General features: G+C 71.4%; 17 protein-coding genes. 5 read left to right on the forward strand and 12 right to left on the reverse strand.

Features of this window, described 5'->3' with window-relative positions; genetic code table 11:
- Positions 1-150: 150 nt before the first annotated feature.
- Genes ACQP2X_RS37940 through uraD form a run of 4 tightly spaced genes read right to left on the reverse strand, consistent with a single transcriptional unit; the run spans position 151 to position 3,203 of the window.
- Positions 151-1,491 (reverse strand): 8-oxoguanine deaminase, encoded by a 1,341-nt coding sequence (locus ACQP2X_RS37940; protein WP_498690197.1) that lies wholly within the window; start codon positions 1,489-1,491, stop codon positions 151-153.
- Positions 1,488-2,348: a factor-independent urate hydroxylase gene (gene pucL, locus ACQP2X_RS37945; protein WP_498690200.1), complete on the reverse strand. Its 861-nt coding sequence runs from the start codon at positions 2,346-2,348 to the stop codon at positions 1,488-1,490. Before pucL ends, ACQP2X_RS37940 begins: the two co-directional genes overlap by 4 nt.
- A gap of 5 nt (positions 2,349-2,353) precedes the next feature.
- Positions 2,354-2,716 (reverse strand): hydroxyisourate hydrolase, encoded by a 363-nt coding sequence (gene uraH, locus ACQP2X_RS37950; RefSeq protein WP_360239809.1) that lies wholly within the window; start codon positions 2,714-2,716, stop codon positions 2,354-2,356.
- Positions 2,703-3,203, reverse strand: coding sequence for a 2-oxo-4-hydroxy-4-carboxy-5-ureidoimidazoline decarboxylase (gene uraD, locus ACQP2X_RS37955; protein ID WP_498690203.1), 501 nt, complete (start codon positions 3,201-3,203; stop codon positions 2,703-2,705). The genes uraH and uraD overlap by 14 nt, the downstream gene beginning before the upstream one ends.
- Before the next feature lie 157 nt (positions 3,204-3,360).
- Here uraD and ACQP2X_RS37960 point away from each other — a divergent pair, with 157 nt between their 5' ends.
- Together ACQP2X_RS37960 and ACQP2X_RS37965 are read left to right on the forward strand one after the other, a co-directional pair.
- Positions 3,361-6,234, forward strand: coding sequence for an ATP-dependent RNA helicase (locus ACQP2X_RS37960; RefSeq protein ID WP_498701141.1), 2,874 nt, complete (start codon positions 3,361-3,363; stop codon positions 6,232-6,234).
- A 35-nt stretch (positions 6,235-6,269) separates the two neighbouring features.
- Positions 6,270-6,665, forward strand: a complete 396-nt coding sequence (locus tag ACQP2X_RS37965) for a hypothetical protein (RefSeq protein WP_498690206.1) — start codon at positions 6,270-6,272, stop codon at positions 6,663-6,665.
- Here ACQP2X_RS37965 and ACQP2X_RS37970 read toward each other — a convergent pair.
- From ACQP2X_RS37970 to ACQP2X_RS37985, 4 genes are all read right to left on the reverse strand, one after another.
- Positions 6,635-8,890, reverse strand: a complete 2,256-nt coding sequence (locus ACQP2X_RS37970; protein WP_498690209.1) for a putative bifunctional diguanylate cyclase/phosphodiesterase — start codon at positions 8,888-8,890, stop codon at positions 6,635-6,637. The two genes, ACQP2X_RS37965 and ACQP2X_RS37970, sit on opposite strands and share 31 nt — an antisense overlap.
- Before the next feature lie 69 nt (positions 8,891-8,959).
- The gene (locus tag ACQP2X_RS37975; RefSeq protein ID WP_498690212.1) at positions 8,960-9,682 is read right to left on the reverse strand and encodes a PP2C family protein-serine/threonine phosphatase; all 723 of its coding nucleotides are present in this window, start codon (positions 9,680-9,682) and stop codon (positions 8,960-8,962) included.
- A 70-nt stretch (positions 9,683-9,752) separates the two neighbouring features.
- Positions 9,753-10,757 (reverse strand): hypothetical protein, encoded by a 1,005-nt coding sequence (locus ACQP2X_RS37980; protein ID WP_498690214.1) that lies wholly within the window; start codon positions 10,755-10,757, stop codon positions 9,753-9,755.
- Positions 10,754-11,863 (reverse strand): transporter substrate-binding domain-containing protein, encoded by a 1,110-nt coding sequence (locus ACQP2X_RS37985; protein WP_498690216.1) that lies wholly within the window; start codon positions 11,861-11,863, stop codon positions 10,754-10,756. The genes ACQP2X_RS37980 and ACQP2X_RS37985 overlap by 4 nt, the downstream gene beginning before the upstream one ends.
- 305 nt (positions 11,864-12,168) lie before the next feature.
- On the opposite strand from ACQP2X_RS37985, the gene ACQP2X_RS37990 reads away from it, so the two are divergent.
- The gene (locus tag ACQP2X_RS37990) at positions 12,169-12,573 is read left to right on the forward strand and encodes a hypothetical protein (RefSeq protein ID WP_498690219.1); all 405 of its coding nucleotides are present in this window, start codon (positions 12,169-12,171) and stop codon (positions 12,571-12,573) included.
- A 212-nt stretch (positions 12,574-12,785) separates the two neighbouring features.
- On the opposite strand, the gene treZ is transcribed toward ACQP2X_RS37990, so the two are convergent.
- From treZ to glgX, 3 genes are read right to left on the reverse strand one after another with little or no spacing between them, the layout of a single operon-like run.
- Complete coding sequence (gene treZ / locus ACQP2X_RS37995) at positions 12,786-14,519, reverse strand: malto-oligosyltrehalose trehalohydrolase (RefSeq protein WP_498690221.1); 1,734 nt, start codon at positions 14,517-14,519, stop codon at positions 12,786-12,788.
- Positions 14,516-16,786, reverse strand: a complete 2,271-nt coding sequence (gene treY, locus ACQP2X_RS38000) for a malto-oligosyltrehalose synthase (RefSeq protein WP_498690222.1) — start codon at positions 16,784-16,786, stop codon at positions 14,516-14,518. Before treY ends, treZ begins: the two co-directional genes overlap by 4 nt.
- On the reverse strand, positions 16,786-18,897 hold the full coding sequence (glgX, locus tag ACQP2X_RS38005; RefSeq protein WP_498690225.1) for a glycogen debranching protein GlgX: 2,112 nt from the start codon (positions 18,895-18,897) through the stop codon (positions 16,786-16,788). The genes treY and glgX overlap by 1 nt, the downstream gene beginning before the upstream one ends.
- A gap of 222 nt (positions 18,898-19,119) precedes the next feature.
- On the opposite strand from glgX, the gene ACQP2X_RS38010 reads away from it, so the two are divergent.
- Both ACQP2X_RS38010 and ACQP2X_RS38015 read left to right on the forward strand, forming a co-directional pair.
- A complete protein-coding gene (locus ACQP2X_RS38010; RefSeq protein WP_498690226.1) occupies positions 19,120-20,976 on the forward strand; it encodes an amylo-alpha-1,6-glucosidase in 1,857 nt (618 codons plus the stop codon).
- The gene (locus ACQP2X_RS38015; RefSeq protein ID WP_498690227.1) at positions 20,973-22,205 is read left to right on the forward strand and encodes a glycosyltransferase family 4 protein; all 1,233 of its coding nucleotides are present in this window, start codon (positions 20,973-20,975) and stop codon (positions 22,203-22,205) included. Before ACQP2X_RS38010 ends, ACQP2X_RS38015 begins: the two co-directional genes overlap by 4 nt.
- On the opposite strand, the gene ACQP2X_RS38020 is transcribed toward ACQP2X_RS38015, so the two are convergent.
- Positions 22,188-23,093, reverse strand: coding sequence for a ketopantoate reductase family protein (locus tag ACQP2X_RS38020; RefSeq protein ID WP_498690229.1), 906 nt, complete (start codon positions 23,091-23,093; stop codon positions 22,188-22,190). The two genes, ACQP2X_RS38015 and ACQP2X_RS38020, sit on opposite strands and share 18 nt — an antisense overlap.
- Position 23,094: the final 1 nt, after the last annotated feature.

The following is a 23,094-nucleotide window of genomic DNA, read 5'->3' on the forward strand; positions in this document are numbered from 1 at the left end:
GGGGGGACCGTTCACCAGGGAGTATGCAGATACGAGATACCTATTTCAATCTGCGGAGAAAGACTTAGGAATAACACTTTTCATATCCGCAGGTGGCCGTGATATCCGTACTCGATAACGCTTTTATCGGTGCGTTTCCTTAAGTCTTCCTTAAGCCTGGAGGAGCCGCCGGTGGGCGCGGCGGGCCTCGCGGGCCAGAGTCTCGGCGTCGCCGTGGACGAGCTCACCCCGCTCCACGATCGGCCGGCCACCGACCAGGGACAGCTCGACCGGGGCGGCCGGGCCGAAGACCAGGGCGGCCAGCTTGTCGTCGATGCCCTCGTGGCCGAGGCCGTCCAGACGCCACACGACCAGGTCGGCCAGCTTGCCCACCTCGATCGAGCCGAGATCGTCCTGCCGGCCCAGGCACCGGGCGCCGCCCATCGTGCCCAGGCGCAACGCCTCGTGCGCGTTCAGCGCGCCCGGCCCGCCCCGGAGACGGGCCGTGTAGAGCGCCTGCCGCAGCTCCTCTCCCAGGTGGGACGCCTCCTGCGAGGCCGAGCCGTCGACCCCCAGCCCGACCGGGACGCGATGGTCGAGCAGGTCACGGACCCGGGCCGACCCGGCGCCGAGGCGCGCGTTGGAGCTCGGGCAGTGGGCGACACCCGTCCCGGTGGCGGCCAATCGAGCGATCGCGGCGTCGTCCAGATGCACCCCGTGGGCCAGCCAGACGTCGTCGCCGAGCCAGCCCAGGCGTTCCGCGTATTCGACCGGCGTGCAGCCGAAACGCTTCTGGCAGAACTCCTCCTCGTCGTCGGTCTCGGCCAGGTGGGTGTGCAGGCGCACGCCCTTGCGCCGGGCCAGCTGGGCCGCCTCGCTCATCAGCCGCTCGGTCACCGAGAACGGTGAGCAGGGCGCCACCGCGATCTGCAGCATCGCGTCGGGCGACGGGTCGTGCCAGCGGTCGATCGCGGCCTCGGTGGCGGCCAGGGCCTCGTCGGTCTCCTCCACCACGTTGTCCGGCGGCAGGCCGCCGTCCTTCTGGCTGAGGTCCATCGAGCCGCGGGTCGGGTGGAAGCGGACGCCCAGGCGCCGCGCCGCCTCGATCTCGGCCTCGAGCACGTCGCCGCCGTCGCGCGGGAAGACGTAGTGGTGGTCCATGGAGGTGGTGCAGCCGGACAGCGCCAGCCAGCCCAGCCCGGCCCCGGCCGCCGCGCCGACGATCTCGGCGTCGAGCCGGCCCCAGATCGGGTAGAGGGTGGTCAGCCAGCCGAACAGCGTCTCGTCGAGGGCCAGGCCCCGGGTCGCCCACTGGTAGAGATGATGGTGTGTGTTGACCAGACCGGGTGTGACCAGGCAACCGGTGCCGTCGACGACCCGGGCCGGCCCTTCGTAGCGCCCGGCGCCGACCGCGGCTATCCGGCCGTCGTCGCCGACCACGACGTGGCCGTCGGCGTGATAGGTGTCGTGGTCGTCGACCGTGGCCACCGCGACGTTGTCGATGACGATCATCTGTACCACTCCGTCAGCGCCTCGGGCACGTCGTCGCGGGTCACGGTGCCCTCGATCAACCCGTACGGCCGGTCACCGGCGATGAAGACCTCGTTGTCGTTGGTCAGATCGAACGGCGACAGGTCGACCAGGTAGTGATGTTTGTTGGGCAGGGCGAGCCGGATCTCGGCGATCTCCTCGCGGGTGCGCAGCACGTGGCTGCCCATCGCGAACAGGGTCTGCTGGAGCGAGCCGCTGTACGTATTGACGAACCCCTTGACCAGCGCGTCGAGGGCGCCCTCGAACGACTTGGCCCAGTCGGAGTCGTCGCGCAGGTGACGCCAGCGGGCGTCGACGGCGGTCGCCAGGATGCGGTCGGTGGCCTCGGGCAGTGTGGTGTATTTGTCGCGGACGAAGCCCTGGAACTCCGACGCTGTCGTGTTCAGCAAGGTCAGACCCGTGACACCCGAGATCACCTCGGTCTGTTCGACGGTCACTGTCACTTCGGCCGTACGGACATGATCTCCCCTTTTCCGGAAGGAGTGGGGGCCGAGCCGTTCCCAGCCGAGCGCCTCGACGCTGACCCGGGCCGCTCGCACCTGCGGCTGCGAGGTCACGAAATGGCGGGCCAGGAGCAGCGCGAACTCCTCGGGCTCACCGACGCCGTGCTCCTTCGCGAAGGCGTACACCGTGTTCTTCATGGTGTCGGTCGGCAGCACGCCGGAATTGTCACCGGTCAGATGGGTCGCGGCGAGATCGCCGGAGAGGGCCACGCCGACCGTGAAGTCGATCAGCGAATGCGTTTCACCGTCGCGGGACACGCGGACCAGCCGCGTCTCCGCCTTGCCGTAACGGTTCTCCCCGAGCACGATCGACACGCCCGTCAGCTCCCTCGATAGGTGGTGTAGCCGTAGCGGCTGAGCAGCAGCGGCACGTGGTAGTGCCGCTCCGGATCACGGACGTGGAAGGCGACCGTGACCTCCGGAAAGAAACAGTCGTCGCCCAGGTAGGGCTCGACGTAGAAGAAAAGACGGAAACCGCCGGCCTGCCACTGGTGCATCGGCACGCGGAAGCGGAACCGGCCGTCGTCGTCGGTGCGCCCGTCGGCCAGCTGCTGCCAGCCCTCGGAGTCGCGGCGCTCCAGCCGCACGTAGACGTCGCGCGCCGGCTCGCCGCTCACCGTGTCGAGGATGTGCGTGGAGATCTTCGCGTGGAACTCGGGCTCCGTGCCGTCATGCGAGGGCATCGATCACCCGTTCCAGCCGCAGCCGCGCGATCTTGCGAAGCTCGTCGGACACGATCGCCCGCTCGGTCTCCTCGTCGTTGCCGAGCCGCTCGCGCGCCGCGGCCAGGATCTCCGCCTGCGAACGCCCACTAGCGAAGATCAAAAAGACATGACCGAATTTCTCCTCGTACGCCTGATTGGCGCGCATCAGCTCGTCCCGATCATCACTCTGAGCGGCGGTGGACTGCTCCTCGCGCGACCAGGCCGCCTCCCGGGACTCGCCGGCGGCGCGCTCGCCGATCCGCGGATGAGCGGCCAGGCTGATGAGCACACCCTCCCAGCTCAGGGCGCGCGAGGCGGCGTCGGCCTCGGCCAGGATGGCGGCCCGGTCCCGATAGGGCCGTCGCGCGACGACCGTGGCGCCCCAGGTGGGTGCCGCGCAGCAGGCTTTGAGGTTCTCACCGAGGTGTACGGCGGGCATCGAGTTGAACACCTCGACCGCGTCCATCCGGGCAACCCCTTCCTCTAGTCGATCAGTCAAGCAGGCCAACTCGTGCGGGTGCAGTCCTTTCCGGTTTCAGGACACCTTGCCAGACGGGTCCGACAGATTTCGATAGCCGGCCTTCGGAGAACTTGTCGTACCCCTGGGCGAGGATGGTCGGGTGCTGATCGCCGACGACGCTCTGCCCCGCCTTCCGATCCGCCCGGTGCTGCCCCGGGTGCGAGAGGCGCTGGCCACCGCCGGCGCGGCGGTGCTGGTGGCGCCGCCCGGCACGGGAAAGACGACGTTGGTGCCCCTGGCCCTGGCCGACGGCCAAGGCCGGGTGGTGGTCGCCGAGCCGCGCCGGTTGGCGGCCCGGGCCGCGGCGCGCCGCATGGCCTCGCTGCTGGGCGAGCGGGTCGGCGACCGGGTGGGATATACGGTCAGGGGCGACCGACAGATCTCCCGCCGCACGGAGATCGAGGTGGTGACCACGGGAGTCCTGGTGCGCCGCCTCCAGCGCGACCCGGAGCTGGCCGGCACGGCCGCGGTGATCCTCGACGAGTGCCACGAACGCCACCTCGACACCGACCTGGCCCTGGCCTTCCTGATCGAGGTGAGGGCGGCCCTCCGCCCCGACCTGGCGGTGCTGGCCACCTCGGCCACGGCCGACGCCGAACGCCTCGCTCACCTCCTGGGCGACGCCCCGGTGGTGGCGGCCGAGTCCCCGCTGTTCCCGGTCGAGATCAGCTGGACCCCACCGACGGTGCCCATCACGCCCCCACTGGGCCTGCGCGTCGACAACCGCTTGCTCGACCACGTGGCGGCCACGGTGCGCCGAGCCTTGAACGAGTCCCCCGGCGACATCCTGGTCTTCCTCCCCGGAGCCCGGGAGATCGACGCGGTCGCCTCCAGGCTGGCCGGCGGTTCCCATGATGGGGATGAGATCGACGTGATCGCGCTGCACGGTCGCCAGCCCGGCGCGGTGCAGGACGCCGCGCTGAAGCCCGGGCGGCGTCGCCGGGTCGTGCTGGCCACGGCCGTGGCGGAGAGCAGTCTGACGGTGCCCGGGGTTCGGGTGGTCGTCGACGCGGGGCTGAGCCGGGTGCCACGGATGGACCATGCGCGGGGGCTGGGCGCCCTGGCCACCGTGCCGGTCTCGCGGGCCGCCGCCGTGCAGCGCGCCGGCCGGGCGGGCCGCGAGGCTCCGGGACGGGTCTACCGCTGCTGGTCCGAGGCGCAACACGACCGCCTGCCGGCCCAGCCCGAGCCCGAGATCGCCGCCGCCGACCTGACGGGCTTCGCCCTCGACCTGGCCCTCTGGGGCCACCCCGACGGCACCGGCCTGTCCCTGCCCGACCCACCACCGGCCGGCGCCCTGGCCTCCGCCACGGCCACCCTGCGCGACCTGGGCGCCGTCGACGACACGGGCCGCATAACGCCGCGCGGCCGCGCCCTGGCCGACGCCGGCCTCCACCCGCGCCTGGCCCGCGCCCTGCTCGACGGCGCTCCCTCGGTCGGCCCACGCCGGGCCGCCGAGATCGTCGCCCTCCTCGACGACGACCGCACCACCACCGACGACCTGGTCGCGGCGTGGCGCCGTTCCCGCGGCGCCGCCGACCCCACCTGGCGCAACGAGGTCCGCCGCTTGACCGCCGCCCTGACCCGCAACCCGGCCGACGAGACCCTCCCCGACGTCACCGACGCCGCCCTCTCCCCGCCCGACGACACCGTTCCGGACACGACCGGCGCCGCCCTGCCCCAGCCCGGCGACACCGTCCCGGACACAACCGGCGCCACCCTGCCCCAGCCCGGCGCGCCGGTCGGCGAGACGGTCGGCGCGTCAGTCGGCGAGCCGGTCGGCGCGTCAGTCGGTGAGCCGGTCGGCGCCTCAGCCGGCGCGTCAGTCGGTGAGCCGGTCGGCGCGTCAGCCGGCGAGACGGTCGGCGCGTCAGCCGGCGCGTCAGCCGGCGAGCCGGTCGGCGCGTCAGTCGGCGAGTCGGGCGGCGGCGACGCGCAAAACAGGCAAGGGCGGGCGAGGGCTGCCAACCGCCAGGTCCACGGGAAACCGGGCGAGCGGCTGCCGGACGATCTGGCGGCGGGGCTTGTGGTGGGGCTGGCCTATCCGGAGCGGGTCGCACGGGTTCGGGAAGCGGGTGGCCGGGCCTATCTGATGGCCGGTGGGACCGCGGCCGAGCTCGCTCCGGGCACCGGGCTCGCCGGGGTCACCTGGCTGGCGGTCGCGGCGGCCGATCGGTCGGCCGGGGCCCGTACGGCGCGGATCCGGGCGGCGGCGCCGCTCGACGAAGCCACGGCGATCGAGGCGGCGGGGACTCTCGCGGCCGAGACCGTCGAGATCGGGTGGGTGGATGGTGATGTCGTGGCGCGCCGGGTGCGGCGGCTCGGGGCCATCACCCTCGTGGAGCGGCGGCTGGGCGATCCCGATCCGGCCCTGGTGCGGGCGGCGCTCGTCGAAGGGCTGCACCGTGAAGGGCTGGGCCTGCTGACCTGGAGCCGCACCGCCACCGAGTTGCGGGAGAGGCTGGCCTTCGCGCACGCGGCCCTGGGGGAACCGTGGCCCGATGTGTCCGACGAGGCGCTTCTCGCTCGGGGCGAGGACTGGCTCGAGCTCGGGGCGGCCCGCCGCCGTGCCGATCTGGCCAAGGTCGACGTGGCTTCGAGTCTGCGGCGGCTGCTGCCCTGGTCGGTGGCCGGGCGCCTGGACGACGTGGCGCCCGAGCGGCTGCCGGTGCCGAGCGGGTCGCGGGTGCGTGTCGACTACTCCGATGTCGAGGCGCCGGTGCTCGCGGTCAAGGTGCAGGAGGCGTTCGGCTGGCGGGACGCTCCGCGCCTGGCCGACGGCCGCGTTCCGGTCCTGCTGCATCTGCTTTCCCCCGCCGGGCGGCCGGTCGCTGTCACCCGTGATCTCGCGTCCTTCTGGCAGCAGGGTTATCCGCAGGTGCGTGCCGAACTGCGCGGCCGCTATCCCCGGCATCCCTGGCCCGAAGACCCCACCACGGCGGAACCGACCCGCCGCGCCAAACCCCGTTCCCGCTGAAACCCCGCACCCTCCCGAGCGATCAAGGTGGTCCCGTGAGTTTTCTCGTCGAGGTGGAACACCGGTTCCGGGCGGTGCAAGGGCTGCCGTCGCCGGTTCGGGCACGGGAAGGACTGCCGCTCCTGGCGTCCGGCGAAGGAGTGGACGTCGTGGTCACGGCGGGCGTGGCGTTCGAGGACGAGCAGCTGACCGAGCGCGGCTGGTTCTTCGACACCGACGCGGCGGCCGTCGCGCTGCGCCTGGTCTGCGCCGGACTGGCCGATCGGCCCTGGACGGAGGTGTTCACTTTTCGGCCGACCTTCGAGCTTGTCGTCCGTCACCTGCACGCCGAGCTGGCGAAGACGATGCCGCAACTCGTGTTCACCCAGATCCGAGATCAGACCTTCGGTGTGACGACGCGCTACGACGGGGCGGGGATCGCCGGCGGCTGAAGGCGGTGCAACGGACCGGGCTGGCCGAAAAGGTAACCCTGGCCCATCAGGCAACCCAGCGAGGCCAGGGCGGCGGCCCGCGACGGGGTTTCGATACCCTCCGCGACCACCGCGATGTTCAAGCCGTCGCACAGGGTCACCACCGAGCGGCACAACGCGCCGGCCTGGTCGGGGGCTATGTCCACGTCCGTCAGTGTCGAGTCGAGCTTCACGATGTCCACCGGCAGCGAGTGGAGCTGGGCCAGGGCGTTGAAGCCGCTGCCGAAGTCGTCCAGGGCCACCCGGATGCCGTGCGCCCTCAAGCGGGTCACCACGGCCGCCGCCGCGCTCAGGTCGGAGATGCGGCGGGTCTCGGTGATCTCCACGACCAGGCGGGACGCCGGGACGCCGTGGCGGGACAGGGCCGCCAGGACCACGTCCTCCAGGCCCGGAGCCAGGCGGGCGGCCGAGACGTTCACGTGCATGTCGACCGGGCGGCCGAAGACCACCGCCAGCGACGCCGCGTCGGCGCAGGCCTGGTCGAGGACGAAGTCGTCGATCGCGGCCACCAGGCCCGTGCGCTCGGCCACCGAGACGAAGACGTCCGGATGGACCGGGCCCACCACCGGTGACGTCCAGCGGGCCAGCGCCTCCACCGCCACCGTCGCGCCGTCGGTGAAGCGGACTATCGGCTGGTAGAAGACCTCGAAGCCGGCGTCGCCGGGATCGTGCTCCAAGGCCTGGGCCAGCAGGTGGGGCAGGTCCGCGTGCGGGCCGCCGTCCTGCGCACCGGCGTAGCGGGCCATCGTGCCCTTGCCCCGGCGCTTGCTGGCGTACATGGCCGCGTCGGCCCGGCGCAGCAGGGCGTCCGCCGACAGCGGCTCCCCCGGCGTCGGCGTCACCAGGCCGATGCTCGCGCCGACGCCGATGGTGTGTCCGTCGATCAGGAACGGCTCGCGCAGCGCGGCCAGGATGCGGTGGCCCAGCGCCTCGGCGTCGGCCGGATGGTGGTCGAGCAGCACCGCGAACTCGTCGCCGCCCAGGCGGGCCACCAGCACGCCGGGGCCGGCGCAGCGCTGCATGCGGTCGGCGATCGCGTGCAGCACCCGGTCGCCGATCGCGTGGCCGAAGGTGTCGTTTATCAGCTTGAAGTCGTCGAGGTCGGCGAAGAGCACCGCGACCGGGCGGCCGTCGGCCTGGGCCAGGCGGTCGTGGAACAGCGCCCGGTTCGCCACCCCGGTCAGCGGGTCGTGGTAGGCCTGGTGCTGCAGCCGCCGCCGGCCCTCGGAGATCCGGTCGAGCAGCACCGTGTTGTCGACGATCGTGAACATCTGCCGGGCCACCACCAGGCCCAGACCCAGCCAGCCCAGGTACGCCTCGAAGGGCGACAGCGGTTTGCCGGTGCCCGTGTTGACCGCGATCATCACGCCGGTCGCCGTCACCGGGATGTACGGCAACAGCAGGTGCAGCCAGTCGTGCCGGTTGGGCAACGCCGTGCCGTCGCCGGCCACCACGGGGCTCAGCGCCGCCATCGCCACCAGCAGCGGGCCCGCCAGATGACCGGCCGACTCCAGCGGCGACAGCTGGCCGTCGGCCAGGTTGATCAGGCGGAAGGTGTCGGAGACGCCGAAGGCCAGCAGCGCCAGCGCGCCCCAGATGAGCGGCTGCCGGCCGGCCCGCGAGCCCGGCTGGGTCAGCAGGAGCAGAACGGCCATGGTCAGCAGGAAGAGGTCGGCCACGGGGTACGCGGCCGCGACCACGATCATCGCCGTGGTGCGGCCACCCCAGTCGAACGGCACGGCCGACCACAGCAGGGCCAGGATCGACCCGGAGATGAGGACGCTGTCGATCAGCAGGGCGATCTGGTCACGCCGGACGGAGGTCGGCACCGGCCGGGGCCGGGTGTACGGCGCGTAGAGCAACGCGACCAGCAGGCAGGCGGGCAGCACGAAGAAGCCGACGTCGGAGACGCCGTCGGCCGGCCGGCCCGGAACCATCAGCTCCTGGACCAGCCACCAGAGCCGGACCAGCGCCCACCCGGCCAGCCCGAAGCCGGCGAAGAGCCGCCACCGCCGGTGCATGCCCGCGAGGCCACGCGCCGTCGCGAAACACACCCAGGCCGCGGCCGCACCCGCGACCAACTGCCCGCCGTCCTCGAAGAGCCGCGACCCCCGCGGCCCGGTGAGTTCTCCGGCCGCGACGGCACCGAGGACGAGCGCCAGCGTGACGAAGAGTCGCGCCGTCATCATCACCACCCGATACGAGCCGCGGGCCCCCTGATCCGCGACCGGAGTAAGGTACCGCAGTCGTGACGGTCAGTCGCCGGCTGTCAGATCGGCGACAATCACCGTGACGTTGTCGGGGCCGCCGCCGCGCAGGGCCAGGTCGAGCAGCCGCTCGCAGCACGACTTCGGATCCTCGGCCGCGAGCATCTCCTGCTCGATCGTCTCGTTGCTGACCACCGCGGTCAGGCCGTCGCTGCACAGGAGCCAGCGGTCGCCCGCCTCGGGCTCGACGATCACGTACGACGGGCTGACCGGCTCGCCCTGGAGGACCCGGGTCACGACCGAGCGCCGCGGATGCCCGGCGGCCTCCTCCGGCTTGATCAGGCCTTGGTCGACCAGCATCTGGACGTACGTGTCGTCCTTGGTCAGCTGGTTGAGCCGGCTGTCGCGCAGCAGGTAGGCCCGGGAGTCGCCGACGTGGGCCATCGCGGCCCGGGAGCCGGAGAAGATGACCGCGGTCAGCGTGGTGCCCATGCCCTGCAGCGAGTTGTCGGCCTCGACCACCTCGGCGATCCGGCCGTTGGCGACCTCGAGCGCATGGTGCAGGGCGTCCATCTGCTGATCGTCGTCGATCGGGACGTCGAGCGGGCTGATGGCTTCGATCGCGAGGCGACTGGCGAGGTCGCCGGCGGCCATGCCGCCCATGCCGTCGGCCACGACGAGGAGCCGGTCACCGGCGTAGTAACAGTCCTCGTTGTTGCTCCGGACATGTCCTTGATCGGTGACGGCCGCCCACCGCAGGTGCAAGGTCATGGCGTGCAGCTTCCCAGATCATCGCAACCGTGTCTGCACGTGGTCGGCGGCATGTCGCCCGAAAACGCGCCTAGCTGGGATTCAGGGGTCGGCCGAGGCATCGCGGGTCGACTTCGGTGACGCGGCGTGTCGGGGCGATCCAGGAGAGCACCGACGCCGACAGGGGCCAGCCGCGCACGGCGACGCTGCTCTCCGGTGGGCGTACCGGCTCGGGGCAGAGGGTCTTGGATCGCACCTGGTCGTTGGGGATGAAGCTGACCTCGCCGGTGGTCTTCAGCAGCGTCGTGGAGGTGTCGTCGACGCTGATCAGCTGTCCCCGTACGACATGGATCTCCCCGCCCGCCGGGCCGACCTCGACGGCGCTGTTGGGCAGGACGGGCGCCCGCAGGAAGACGATGCCGATGAGCAGCGGCGCGATCAGCGCGGCGCCGACCGCCGGCCAGTGGGTGAACAAACGGGCGGCGGAGGCCGGGACCGGGCCGGTGAGCAGCGGGCCGAGCAGCGGCGGCACACCGAGCAGGATGGCGGTCGAGATCTCGCCGGTGCGCAGCGCGGCGGTGATGCCGGGCCAGACGAAGGCGAGGACGAGCGCACCGACCAGGATGGGCACGCCCAGGGTGATCCACAACATCAGCGGTCGTACGCCTCGGAAGCGCTGGGCCGCGGTGAGGCCGAGGATGGCCACGATCAGCATGCAGAGGGTGGGCAGCAGCCGCAGCTGCCAGGTGAAGGCGGCCAGCATCGCGGCCAGCAGCACCACCCAGTCGGGCATCCGCAGCGCGGTCACGGCCAGCAGCGACCGCCCGGTGTCGTCGGGCTTGCTGACCAGCAGGATGCCGCCGAGCAGGCGCAGCACCAGGATGACCGCGGGCACGGTCCAGATCAGCGTGATGATCAGGGCGCTGATCATGCCGAGCGGGCTGATGTACTGCACCAGCAGCAGCATCGTGGGCAGGTCCTGCCGGCTCAGATACCACAACCGCAGGACGAGCAGCACCAGCGGGAACGCGGGCAGGACGGTCAGCAGCCAGTTGAGCTGGGCGCGGCGCCGGCGCGGGACGAAGGTGGTGGTCATCCGAAGACGTCCTCCCACGGCAGCTCGCGGATGGCGGGCCGCGACACGCGGGGCTGCTGGGCCACGGCGATCGGCGTGGTCTTGTTGTTCGAGGTCTCGGACTGGAGGTTGCGCTGATAGGCGGTCTCCCAGCGGTCGTCGGCCGGGTCCACGTACGAGCGGTAGAGGGTCAGGTCGACCAGCTTCTTCAGGGCCAGGTTGTCGCCGACGTTCACCCCGTACGCCTCGGTCTTCTCCAGGCCGAGGTCCCAGTGCTGGAACTCCGAGGGGAACCTGTCCTTGAAGCCGGCCAGGATGGCGGCGTCGGTGGAGACCGCGTCGACGTCGCCGTTGCGCAGGTCGGCGATGCACTCGCGCATGCGGTTGCGGCTGATCACGTCGATGTCGCGCCCCTGGAAGGCGTCGACGCTGGTCGCGGTGGACAGCGAGCAGACCCGGTCGCCCCGCAGGTCGCGCAGGGTGGACACCGGCCGGTGCTTGGCCTTGGTCAGCGTGAGCACCGACTGCTCGGTGAACAGATAGGGCGAGGAGAAGGTCACGCCGGGTGCCGCCTCCCGCGCGGGCGTGATGCTGAAGCTGGCGATGACCATCTTGACCGGGACCCGGTTGCCCTTCAGGTCGACCGCCTGCATGCGGAGCCGGTCCTCGCTCTCCATGCCGTAGAACCGCACGTCGTCACGGCGAAAACCGAGATCTTCCGCGATCATGTACGCCACGTCGATGTCGAAGCCGCTCCAGACCCCGTTCTTGTCGCGCTCGGCCACGCCCGGCTGGTCGTCCTTGACCCCGATCGGCAGGACGTCCCAGGTGTCCACGCCGGACTCGGCGCGCAGCTCGGCCACCGACGGCGGCCCGCCCACGAAGACCCGCACGACGGCCAGGGCCAGCGCCAGCACGAGCGCCAGCCCCAGCGCGGCCAGCCGGAACATCGCCAGGTTGAACCGCGGCGGCGGATCGACCAGCGGCTCCGGCTCGGGCGGCGGCAACTGCCGGTCGGCCGCCTCCCGTTCCGCGACGTCCTGCACCGCGATGTCCTCGGCGCTCCCGTCGGGCCCCGGCATGCGCCGGCGCAGCGGCCACGCGAACCGGCTCGAGCTTTCGGGCATCCGCCGCTCCTCCCCTATGGCGGCCCCATCGTGACGCACGAATGCTACGGCCAGGAATCTTGGCGGGGGATTCACCCGGGCCACGCCGGGTAGTCCAGCTTTCATGAGAGCCGTACGCGTCCTCGCCGTCACCGCCGTGGCCACGGCCCTCGGTGTCCGCGTGATCAAGTCGCGGCATCGGCGCTTCCTGCACCCCCGGGGGGCGGACCTACGACGGCGAGCTGGAGATCTGGGGTGGGGACAGCGGGGCGGAGCTGCTCGACCGCCCGGGCCGCCACCGGGTCACCGTACGGATCTCCAAAGGGGTGGGCACCAAGGGCGACCGCCTGGACATCCGCGGCGTGGCGATCCGGGTGCACGGGGACGACCCGATCGACCTGCTCCTGTCGACCTGTGGGAAAGGCCGGTTCACGCGCCATCTGCCGGTACCCCGCCGCGGGTTCGACACCGTGTACGGCTCGATCCTGGCCTACCGGACCGGCGGCGACCGCAAGGTCTACCTCGGAGCGACGCTGAAACACGGCGCCGTCGCGCTCTCCGTCGATGGAAAGGTGGTCGGGCGGGTCACATTAGGGACCGAAGTGGACGACCCGCCCGCGTACAACCCGATGCGCCACACGGCGGCCGATCTTCACCCGACCGGGGCCGTTCACGGCGTACGCGGTCTGGCCTATCCGCTCAGCCAGAAGTGGCGTGGTGTGAAGGTTTAGCGCTCTTCGGTGCCGGGAACCCGCGCGCCAAGGAAGCCCTGGACGACAACCGGACGCGTCCGTGCCCCCATGGATGCTGCTGTCCCGTCGACCGGTTGATCGGAGCTTCCCGCACCCGGACGGTCGTAGCTCCGCCCAGTGGAGGCCGAGGTTCCGGCGCCTCGGCATCCCGGACGGGCCGTCGAGCACGACCGTCCGGGATGTAACCCGCGTCAGCGGAAGGCCACCACCACGGCGCTCTCGCCCGGCAGCTCGACCCGGTCGCGCTGGAGCACCACGCCCTCCGACGAGGCCAGCAGGACCTTGCGCGGGGTGTCGCGCAGGCTCACCGTCTGCGCGGTGCCGGCCAGGTTGACCGCGACCGCGCAGTCGCCGCGCTTCATCACCAGGTGGTGGTCGCCGTGCCAGACCTCGACCCGGTCGAGCCTCGGGTCGGACAGGTCGGTGCGGCTGCGGCGCAGCGCGATCAGGCGCTTGTAGTAGTCGAGGATCTCGGCGTGGCCGGGCTTGCCGAGCTCGTCCCAGTCGAGCTTCGAGCGCTGGAAGGTCGCCGGGTCCTGCGGGTCGGGCACCTCGGCCTCGGCCCAGCCGTGGGTGGCGAACTCGCGCCGCCGGCCGTTCTGCACCGCGGCCGCCAGCTCCGGCTCGGGATGGCTGGTGAAGAACTGCCAGGGGCTGCTGGCCGCCCACTCCTCGCCCATGAACAGCATCGGGGTGAAGGGCGAGGTGAACAGCAGCGTCGCGCCGATCTTGAGCAGGCCGGGCGAGAGCGTGGCCGAGATCCGGTCACCGACCGCCCGGTTGCCGATCTGGTCATGGTTCTGGAGGTACGTCACGAAGCGGTGGCCCGGGATCAGGGCGCGGTTCACCGGTCGCCCGTGGTGGCGCTGCCGGAAGCTCGACCACGTGTTGGCGTGGAAGAACGCCCCCTCCAGGACCGTCTGGAGGCAGTCGAGCGACCCGAAGTCGGCGTAGTAGCCCTGCCGCTCGCCGGTCAGCGTCGTGTGCAGCGCGTGGTGCACGTCGTCGGCCCACTGGCCCTGGAGACCGTAGCCGCCGGCCTCGCGCGGCGTGATCAGCCTGGCGTCGTTGAGGTCGGACTCGGCGATCAGCGACAGCGGCCGGTTGACGTGCGTGGACAGCGACTCGACCTCGACCGCGAGCTGTTCGAGCAGGTTGACCGCGGAGTGGTCGACGAGCGCGTGCACGGCGTCGAGCCGCAGCGCGTCCACGTGGTAGTCGCGCAGCCACATCAGGGCGCTGTCGATGATGTAGCGGCGCACCTCGTCGGCGTGCGGGCCGTCCAGGTTGATCGAGTCGCCCCACGGGTTGGCGCCGGCCGCGCTGAGATAGGGGGCGAACATCGGCGCGTACGCCCCGGAGGGCCCGAAGTGGTTGTAGACCACGTCGAGCACGACACCGAGGCCACGCCGGTGAGCGGCGTCGACGAACCGCTTGAGCCCGTCCGGGCCGCCGTAGACCTCGTGCGGGGCGTACCAGCAGACGCCGTCGTAGCCCCAGTTGTACTCGCCGTTGAACGAGTTCACCGGCAGCAGCTCGACCATGTCGACGCCGAGGCCGACCAGGTGGTCGAGGCGCTCGATGGCGGCGTCGAAGGTGCCCTCGGGCGTGTACGTGCCGATGTGCAGCTCGTAGAGCACCGAGCCGGGCAGCTGCCTTCCCGTCCAGGCCTTGTCGGTCCACGGGAAGGCCGTCTGGTCGTACACCCGGCTCGGCCCGTGCACGCCGTCGGGCTGCCACGGCGAGCGGGGATCCGGCAGCGGCGTCCCGTCGTCCGCCAGAAGGTACGCGTAATCGACGCCGGGACCGGCCGACGGCACGTCGAGCCGCCACCACCCGTCGTCGCCGCGCTCCATGCCGAGAACGTCCTCACCGATGCGCAGCCGGACAGTCTTCTCCGGCGCCCAAACCTCGAACAGCGTCATGTCTCTTTCACCAGCAAAGCGACGGGATAGGTGCGCAACAGCTCGGAAACTTGCAGCTTGTTCCCGCCGTAGCTCGTGTTCGTGAATACTTCCAGCCAGCTGTGACCATCGAGTGACAAGGTGGTGTCACCCCAGCCGCCGTGACGTGACAAGCCCACCGGCAGCCGGGTGGCGACGGTCACCACGCCACCGCGGTCGAAGGCCAGCGCGTGCTCGCCGACCCGCCCGTCGGCGAACGCCGGGCGGTAGGAGGTGAACAGCTCCGGCCGCTGCCGGCGCAGCCGCATGGTCCGGCTGGTGATCAGCAGCTTGGCCGCGCCGGTGTCGTCGACCGGCGGCAGCCAGCCGTCGTCGAGGCGGGCCAGCAGCTCGCGCCGCTGGGCGAAGTCGACCGGGCGGCGGTTGTCCGGGTCGACCAGCGAGTAATCCCACAGCTCGGTGCCCTGATAGACGTCGGGCACGCCTGGCATGGTCAGCTGCACGAGCTTCTGGCCGAGCGAGTTCGACCAGCCGGGCGGTGTGATCGACGCGGCGAAGTCGGTCAGCTCGCGGTGCAGCGCCGGGTCGTCGTACATCTTGTCGACCATCGCGCGCAGCGCGCTCTCGAAGGCCTCGTCCGGGTGCTGCCAGGTGGTCCCGATCGCCGCTTCCCGCGCGGCTTTGAGGGCGTACGCCTGGAGGCGCTCCCGCTCGATCGGCCAGGCGCCCACGGCGGCCTGCCAGATGAGGTGGGCCAGGGCCGGATCGGCCAGCGGGGCGACCCGGACCCAGCGCCGGACCACCTCGGTCCAGTCGCCCGGCACCTCGGCCAGCACGGCGAGCCGGGCCCGCACGTCCTCGCTGCGCTTGGTGTCGTGGGTCGACAGGGTGGTCATGGCGTCCGGCCATTCGCGGTGACGCTCGTCGTTGGCCTCGTGGAACTCGTCGGGGCTGACGCCGAACTTGGCCGGGTCGTTGCCGACCTCGTTGCGCGCGGTGAACCGGGTCCAGCGGTAGAACGCGGTGTCCTCGACGCCCTTGGCCATGACCGCGCCGGTGAACTGCTGGAACCGTACGGCCAGCTCGTCGCCCGGATTGCGCAGCCGCGCGGTGAGCTGGTCGAGCACCGGGATCAGCTGGGGGCGCCGGCGGCCGGCCTCGGCCCGGGCCTTGGCCAGGTGCCGCGAGCCGAACGGCAGGTAGGAGCGGTAGACCGGGAAGCACGCGGCCAGCTCGGCCAGGGCGCGGGGCGCGGCCTCGATCTCGGGGACGAGCCGCGCCATCCGGGCCAGCTCGGCCGCGAGCAGCGTGGTCGCCACCGTGTGCTTGGCCTCGTGGACCAGGTCGGGCCAGGAGCGCTCGCTGCCGGTCAGATGGCGGTCGAGGGTGTCGAAGAAGGCCTCGGTGCTGGGGTCGACGAAGACGCCGCCGACCTCGGCCAGCGAGTCGTAGCCGGTGGTGCCGGCGACCGGCCAGGCGGGCATCTCCTCACCCGGTTCGAGGATCTTCTCGATGACGAGCCAGGCGCCGGGGGCGGCCTCGTGCAGGCGGTCGAGATAGGCGCCGGGGTCGCGCAGGCCGTCGGGGTGGTCGACGCGGATGCCGTCGACGATGCCCTCGCGGTGCCAGCGCAGGATCTCGGCGTGGGTGGCGTCGAACACCTTGGGGTCCTCGACGCGCAGGCCGGCCAGGTCGACGATGGCGAAGAACCGGCGGTAGTTGAGCTCGGCGTCGCCCCGGGTCCAGTTGACCAGCTCGTAGTGCTGCCGGTCGTGCACCTCCCGCGGAGTGCCCTCCCCGGTTCCCTCGGCGATCGGGAAGCGCTTGTCGTAGTAGCGCAGCTCCCCGTCCTCCACGCGCAGTTGATCAAGCGCATCGGGGTCGTCGGCCAGCACCGGGATCAGCAGGCGCCCCCGCGTCCAGTCGATGTCGTAGAAATCCGAAAATTCGGACTCCTGGCCTTTGAGGAGCACGTCCCACCAAGTCGGGTTGGCGTGTGGAACAGCCACCCCGGCGTGGTTGGGGACGATGTCGACGACCAGGTTCAGGCCGGCGTTTTTCAGCGCTTGGGACAGGTTCTTCAGGCCATCCCAGCCCCCGAGCGCCGGGTTCACCTGAGAGTGGTCGACGACGTCGTAGCCGTGCTCGGAACCGGGAGTCGAGGTCAGCAGGGGTGCGGTGTACAGGTGGGAGACACCGAGGTCGGCGAGATAGTCGGCCAACTCGGCGGTGGCACTCAACGGGAAATCGGGGCGAACCTGGACTCGATAGGTTCCGCTAGGGGGCATCAGACCGTCCTGTCCAGCACGATGAGGGACCTGTCGGGCACCCAGATCTTGTTGCCGGCCTCGACGACCGACGGGTGATCCGGGGACGGCTCGGCCGTCTCGATGACCCTTTCCCACTTTTCGCCGTACTCAGCCGGCGGAGTGGCGAATTCGATGGGCGCGTCGTGCGCGTTGAAGAAGAGCAGGAACGAGCTGTCCACGTGCCGCTGGCCGTACTGGCCGCGCTCGCGGATGCCCTCGCCGTTGACGAACAGCGCCACCGCCCGCCCGAAGTCGTTGCCCCAGTCGTCACCGGCCATCTGCCGCCCGTCCGGCGTGAACCACTCGAGGTCGGGCAGCGGGTCGCCGCCGCCGCGCGCGGTCACCGGCAGGCCGGTGAAGAAGCGCCGGCGCTGGAACACCTGGTGGCGGTGGCGGAACGCGGTCAGCTTGCGGGTGAACTCGAGCAGCGTCTCGTCGGCGTTGCCCCAGTCGATCCAGGACAGCTCGTTGTCCTGGCAGTACGCGTTGTTGTTGCCCTGCTGGGTGCGGCCGAGCTCGTCGCCGTGCGAGATCATCGGCACCCCCTGGCTCAGCATCAGCGTGGCCAGGAAGTTGCGGCGCTGCTTGGCCCGCAGCTGGAGCACCTGCTTGTCCTCGGTCGGGCCCTCGACGCCGCAGTTCCACGACCGGTTGTGGCTCTCGCCGTCCCGGTTCTCCTCGCCGTTGGCCTCGTTGTGCTTGTCGTTGTAGGCGACCAGGTCGTTGAGCGTGAACCCGTCGTGCGCGGTCACGAAGTTGATCGAGTGGAAGGGCTTGCGGCCGTCGTCCTGATAGAGGTCGGCCGAGCCGGTGATGCGCGACGCGAACTCGGCCAGGGTGGCCGGCTCGCCGCGCCAGAAGTCGCGGACCGTGTCGCGATATTTGCCGTTCCACTCGGTCCAGTTCGGCGGGAAGTTGCCGACCTGATAGCCGCCCGGACCGACGTCCCACGGCTCGGCGATCAGCTTCACCTGCCCGACCACCGGGTCCTGCTGCACGACCTCGAAGAAGGTGGAGAGCCGGTCGACGTCGTAGAACTCGCGGGCCAGCGTCGACGCGAGGTCGAAGCGGAAGCCGTCGACGTGCATCTCGGTCACCCAGTAGCGCAGCGAGTCCATGATCAGCTGGAGGCTCTGCGGGCTGCGCACGTTCAGGCTGTTACCCGTGCCGGTGTAGTCCATGTAGAACTGCGGCTGGTCGTCCACGAGCCGGTAGTACGTCCGGTTGTCGATGCCCTTGAGCGACAGCGTCGGACCCAGGTGGTTGCCCTCGGCCGTGTGGTTGTAGACGACGTCGAGGATGACCTCCATGCCCGCCTTGTGCAGGGCCTTGACCATGCCGCGGAACTCCTGGGTCTGCTGCCCGAGCGTCCCGGTCGACGAATAGCCGTGGTAGGGCGCGAAGAACCCGAGCGTGTTGTAGCCCCAGTAGTTGCGCAGCCCGAGGTCGTGCAGCCGGTTGTCGTGGACGAACTGGTGCACGGGCATCAGCTCGACCGCCGTCACGCCGAGGCTCTTGAGGTGCTCGATGATCGCCGGGTGCCCGATCGCGGAATAGCTGCCGCGCATGTCCTTGGGGACCTCGGGGTGCCGCTCGGTGAGCCCCTTGACGTGGGTCTCGTAGATCACCGAGTGGTGGTACGGGATGTCCGGGCGCCGGTCGTTGCCCCAGTCGAAGTACGGGTTCACGACGACGCCCTTGGACATGTAGGGCGCGCTGTCCAGATCCGACATCTGGTCGGGGTTCTCGAAGTCGTACGCGTAGAGCGACGGATGCCACTCGATGTCCGCGTCCACGGCGCGCGCGTACGGGTCGAGCAGCAGCTTGTGCGGGTTGTACCGCAGTCCTCGGGACGGGTCGTACGGTCCGTACATCCGATAGCCGTAGCGCTGCCCCGGCTCGACGCCGGGCAGATAGGCGTGCCAGACGAACGCGTCCTGCTCGTGCAGCTGGACCTTCCGTTCGTTCCCCGACGGGTCGAACAGGCACAGCTCGACCGCCTCGGCCCCCTCGGCGAAGATCGCGAAGTTCGTGCCCGTCCCGTCGTACGTGGCGCCCAGCGGGTACCGGTGACCAGGCCAAACCTGCATTTCTTGCTCCCACCCCTCGACCGTCGGTGCGCTGGAACTCAGCTGAGCCGTACCGGCGGCGGGGCTAGCTTGCCCCGCGATCGGGCGGCGTAATCATCTGAGGTCACGTCAGCGTCATTGTCGCCGATGGCCGGTGTGCCGTCTGCGCGACCGCCCGGTTACCCGCCGAACAGGTAGGCGTAAAAGGGGTTTGCCACCGGCGAAACTGAGCATAGATGCGGCGTGCCGATCATTTTCGGACCGCACGACTGCGGCTCCACCACCCGGGAATGGCTTGTCACGGACGGCACGGGTGGGTTCGCCACCGGCACCGTTCCGGGCCTGCGCACCCGCCGATACCACTCGTTGCTCACGGTGGCCGACCCCGGCACCGCGATCCGGCACACCGCCCTGGCCGCGCTCGACCTGACGGTCACGCTGCCCTCGGGGACGAAGGTGCCGCTCTACACCCACGAATGGGCCTCCGGCGCCGTCGCGCCCGAGGGCCACCACTACCTGGAGACGTTCGCTCTGGTGGACGGGATCCCGCGCTGGCGCTGGCGCGTCGGCGACGTGGTGATCGAGCGGGAGCTGGCCATGCGGCACGGTCACGCGTCGGTGGGGGTGACGCATCGCGTGGTCTCGGCGCCCGGGCCGGTCGGGCTGGCCGTGGCGGCGATGTGCACGTGGCGCGACGCCCAGGCGGAACGGCACGCCTCCGGGCCGGCGCTGAGGGCCGAGCAGGTGGCCGACGGCGTGATCGTCGAGCAGGCGTACCGGATCGCCGGACCCGGCTGGCAGCCCGCCGGCGAATGGCATCTGGGTGCCTACGCCCGCGAGGAGGAGGCGCGCGGCCTGCCCGCCGTCGAGGACCTCTGGCACGCGGGCACGTACTTCGCCCGGGTGGACCCGGGCGCGAGCATGGAGATCTCGGCCTGGGCCGGTGACCTCGGCCGGCTGCCGCCGCCGGCCTCGGCGGTGATCACCGAGGCGCGGGTACGGGCACACGGGCTGGTCGCTGCGGCCAAGGCGGACGAGACGCTCGTGCTGGCCGCCGACGCCTTCGTGGTGCGTACGGCCGAGGGACCGGACGTGGTGGCCGGATATCCGTGGTTCGGCAGCTACCTCGGCGACACGATGACCGCGTACGAGGGACTGTTCCTGGACACGGGCCGGGCTGACGAGGGCCGGGAGCTGCTCGTCAGTCGTACGGAGAAAGCGTCCTTGACCTGGACCGAACCGGACGGACCGTGGGCGCCGAAGGACTCGCCGGACGCGCCGCTCTGGCTGGTGCACGCGGTCGACCGGCATGTGCGCCGCACCGGCGACAGCGACCTGGCGGCGTCACTCATCGAACCGCTGGGCCGGTTGCTCGGCGAACGGCTGGGCGGAGGCGGCCCGCTCGGCCTCGACCCGGCCGACGGCCTGCTGCGGCTGCGCGAGGGCTTCACCGACTCGGCCACGCCCCGCGTCGGCAAACCGGTCGAGATCAACGCCCTGTGGGTGAACGCGCTGGCCGCCATGGCCGACCTGCACGTCGAGGCCGGACGGGACGACTCCTCGCTGCGGGCGCGCCACGCCCGGGCCCGGGACGCGTTCCAGGACCGCTTCCCGGCGCCGGAGGGCTGGCTCTACGACGTGATCGAGGGTCCCGCGTCGACCTATCCGCTGGGTGCCGGCACCCACCACGACGATCCGACGCTGCGGCCGAACCAGCTGCTGGCGTGGTCGCTGCCGCACGGCCCGATGCGCGGCACTCCCGTCTTCCCTGTGGGCGAGGCGCTGCTGACGCCGCTCGGGCTGCGGACGCTCGCGCCGAGCGAATACGGCTATCAGGGCGTGCACCGCGGTGGCCGCGACGAACGTGACATCGCCTATCACCAGGGCACGGTCTGGCCCTGGCTGATCGGCGCGTACGCCGACGCCGGCGGGGCGGCCGACGGCCTGCTCACCGGCTTGACGGCCCACTTGCGCGAATGGGGAGTGGGATCGGTCAGCGAGACCGCCGACGGCGACCCACCGCACCGGGCCACGGGCTGCCCGTTCTCCGCCCGCTCCGTCGCCGAACTTCTCCGCACAGAACAGGGGTATCTCCCATGACCCGCATCCTCATGCTCTCCTGGGAGTACCCGCCGCTGCTGGTGGGTGGTCTGGGCCGGCACGTCCACGCGCTCGCCACCACCCTGGCCGCGGCCGGGCACGAGGTCACGGTGGTCACCCGGCACACGCCGGGCACGCTGCGCGAGGAGTACGCGGAGGGTGTCCGGATCATCCGGGCCCCCGACGACGCGCCCCGCTTCGAGGTGCGCGACGGCGACCTGCTGGCCTGGGCCATGGCGTTCAACCACACGCTGACCCGGGCCGCCCTGCGCGCGGCCCGCACCGGCTCCTACGACGTGGTGCACGCCCACGACTGGCTGGTGGCCCACGCCGCCGTGACCGTCCGCGACCACCTGGACATCCCGCTGGTGGCGACGATCCACGCCACCGAGTCGGGCCGCCACCAGGGCTGGCTGCCGCACGCGCACAACCGCACGATCGACGACATCGAGCGCTGGCTGGCCCACGAGGCGGTCCGCACGATCGTCTGCTCCGACTACATGCGCGACGAGGTGCAACGGCTCTTCGACGTCCCGGCCGCCCGCGTCGACGTGGTCTACAACGGCGTGGACGAGCTGCGCTGGTTCGCCCGCCCCCGCGCGGTGACCGCGGCCCGCCGCCGCTTCGCCGGCGCCGACGGCCCGCTGATCAGCTTCGCCGGCCGCCTGGTCTACGAGAAGGGCGTGCAGCACCTGCTGGCCGCGGTCCCCCGGCTGCGATCCGCCTTCCCGGGCCTGCGCGTGGTGATCGCCGGCGACGGACCGTACCGGGCCGAACTGGAAGCCCTGACCACCGAGGGCGTCACCTTCGCCGGTTTCCTGACCGGCCACCACCTGACGGCCCTGATGGGCGCCTCCGACTGCTACGTGGTGCCGAGCATCTACGAGCCCTTCGGCATGGTCGCCCTGGAGGCGGCGGCCGCCGGCACCCCGATCGCGGTCGCCGACACGGGCGGCCTGGCCGAGATCGTCGACGACGGCGTGACCGGCGTGAAGTTCACCCCCGGCTCCCCCGACGCCCTGGCCGAGGCGGTCGAGTCGGTCCTGGCCGACCGCGACTTCGCCCGCCGCATGGCCCGCCAGGGCCGCCTGAAGGTCCGCGAGGACTTCGCCTGGCCCGGCATCGCCGCCGCCACCCTCGCCACCTACGACCGGGCCCGCCACCACGACGCCGGCCGCGTCACCCGCGAGGCCGAGAGCGTGCTGGCCCAGCTAACCCCGCTGAGCTGAGTAGATGGCCAGGTTGGTGTAGGCGGCCGACAGGGCCGGGACCGGGACGCCGTGTTTGTCGGCCTCGGCCACGAAGTCGCCCAGGATGGCGTCGGCCTCGACCGGGAGGCCGGCCATCATGTCGCGGTACATGGACGAGGTCATCGGCTGGTCGGTGCCCAGGCCGTTCTGGAGCACCGAGACGGCGGCGGGGCGCGGCGTGTGGCCGGCGGCCGTGGCGATGGCCATCGCTTCGGCGGCTATGCGGGCGCCGAAGGCGTTGCCGCCGGGGGCGCGGTTGATGTCGCCCACGGTGGCCCGCATCAGGGTGGTGGCCGCGCCCAGGCTGGCCAGGAAGACCCACTTCTCCCACATGTCCTGGACGATCGTGGGTGAGGCGAAGGCGTCGAACTCGGTGCCGCTCAGCGCCTCCTCGACATCGGGCCGCTCGGTGCCGTCGAGCGCGCCGAAGCTCAGCTTGTGCAGGCCGGTCATCTGCACCACGTCGCCGTCGTCGTTCAGGCTCGCGTGGATCATGCAGACGCCGCCCCAGGCGCGGGTGGGGCCGAAGGCGCCCACCAGCTCGTCGACGTGCCGCATGCCGTTCAGCAGCGGGATGACGACGGTCTCGGGGCCGACCGCCGGCGCGAGGTCGATCATCGCCTGCTCGAGGCCGTAGCTTTTGACGGCGATGACCACGATGTCGTACGGGCCGTCGATCTGCCCGGCGGTCACGGTCCGCGGCCGTACGGTGATCGTGTCGTCCGGTCCGATGATCTTCAGGCCACGCTCGCTCAGCGAGGCCGCCCGCGGCGGCCGGACCAGGAACGTGACGTCCCGGCCGGCCGCCGCGAGACGGCCGCCGAAATAACCGCCGGTCGCGCCGGCGCCGACGAAGAGAATGCGCACG

Origin of the sequence: Actinoplanes sp. CA-131856, assembly GCF_050956135.1 — a bacterium.
Taxonomy (GTDB): Bacteria; Actinomycetota; Actinomycetes; order Mycobacteriales; family Micromonosporaceae; genus Actinoplanes.